The sequence below is a fragment of the Mesorhizobium sp. M7A.F.Ca.CA.001.10.2.1 genome, from assembly GCF_003998575.1.
In the GTDB taxonomy this organism is placed as follows: Bacteria; Pseudomonadota; Alphaproteobacteria; order Rhizobiales; family Rhizobiaceae; genus Mesorhizobium.
Genome location: NZ_RZQY01001093.1, coordinates 1 through 1,131, shown reverse-complemented (window position 1 = coordinate 1,131; position 1,131 = coordinate 1). Strand labels below are relative to the sequence as shown.

The window sequence follows — 1,131 nt, the reverse complement described above, 5'->3', positions numbered from 1 at the left end:
CCCGGCGAACGACCACGCGGTCATGAAGCGGGCGGAACTTCGACTTTGCCATTTTTTCTTCCTCGATGAGAACGGTGAGAAACAGTTCCTCCATCCGGCGGCGCCGGACATGTGGTTAGCACTCACCAAAGGCGAGTGCTAACGTGGCGCTGAAATAGGCTGGCGGCGCGCCGGAGTCAAGGCGCTCGGAGCGCCTCTTGGCGGCATGATGATGAACTTACCGGTGCCTGGCCGAACCGAGTACCAGAAGCGGGCACCGTTCGGCCAGCGGATAGCTGCCGCTCGGCACGACGCGCACTTCGCCGAACCAGTTGGCGGCCTCTTCGATCAGCGTGGCCAGCGTCGCGAAACTGTAGCTTATGTCCGAGCCGGCATAGACGTCGATCGTGTTGATCGAGCTCATGCTCCACCCCGTCCTTGCGGCAAGAGCTTCGCGGTCTGGGAACAGTCTGCCGAACGTATCGCGGATCGTTGCCACCTTGATGGCGAAATCGGGGTCGTTCGTCGTGGACGCCATCGCGATCCGCCATTTGAGCGCGTGGAAATTCTCGACCCCGCCGGCCAGAACCAGAGCTTCGATGCCGCGCAGATCATCTGCCGTTTCCGGTCGTGCGAAGACGCGGATCGCTGCGCGCCTGCCAGGCTTCAGTACCCTGGCGACCTCGCCAAACAACGAACTGCGCGCCGCCTGGGAATCGACCGCCGACAGGCATCCGTCGCCGATGACGGCGTCGATGCTTGCGTGATCCACGGGCAGGTTAAGCCAGTTGCCGGCGATTGCCCTTCGCGAGCCGTCGTCGCCGGCCCATACGCCGGAAATCATGGCCGCCGACTGGTCGACCGCCAACATCGACTTGCCCAGAATTGCCAATTCCGGGGTCACCCCCAAGAGGAGGACATCGGCATTTCCAAGATCAAGTTCGCGATCGAATATAGCGACGGTTTCCGCTGTTGGCCGGAGCGGCGCTTCCAGAAGTTTCCAATGGCGGTGGTAATCGTCCCAATGATTTGTCATGCAATTTATTGGCCCCTGGACGCCTGGATTTGGATACCCGCCGGGGCTTAATAGAGGTCGTCGGACAAGCCAAGACATTTCAAGAATTTACAGACGGTCCAAGAGGTAGATAGTGG

The 1,131-nt window shown here is 60.7% G+C and carries 1 protein-coding gene; it reads right to left on the bottom strand.

Features of this window, described 5'->3' with window-relative positions:
• Positions 1–217: 217 nt before the first annotated feature.
• Entirely contained in the window at positions 218–1,015 is a 798-nt protein-coding gene (locus EN964_RS35350) for a class I SAM-dependent methyltransferase (RefSeq protein WP_127269301.1), read from the bottom strand.
• Positions 1,016–1,131 lie beyond the last annotated feature (116 nt).

Excerpts from the sequence above, each read along its gene's own strand:
- EN964_RS35350 (WP_127269301.1), bottom strand. The coding sequence starts at position 1,015 with ATGACAAATCATTGGGACGATTACCACCGCCATTGGAAACTTCTGGAA.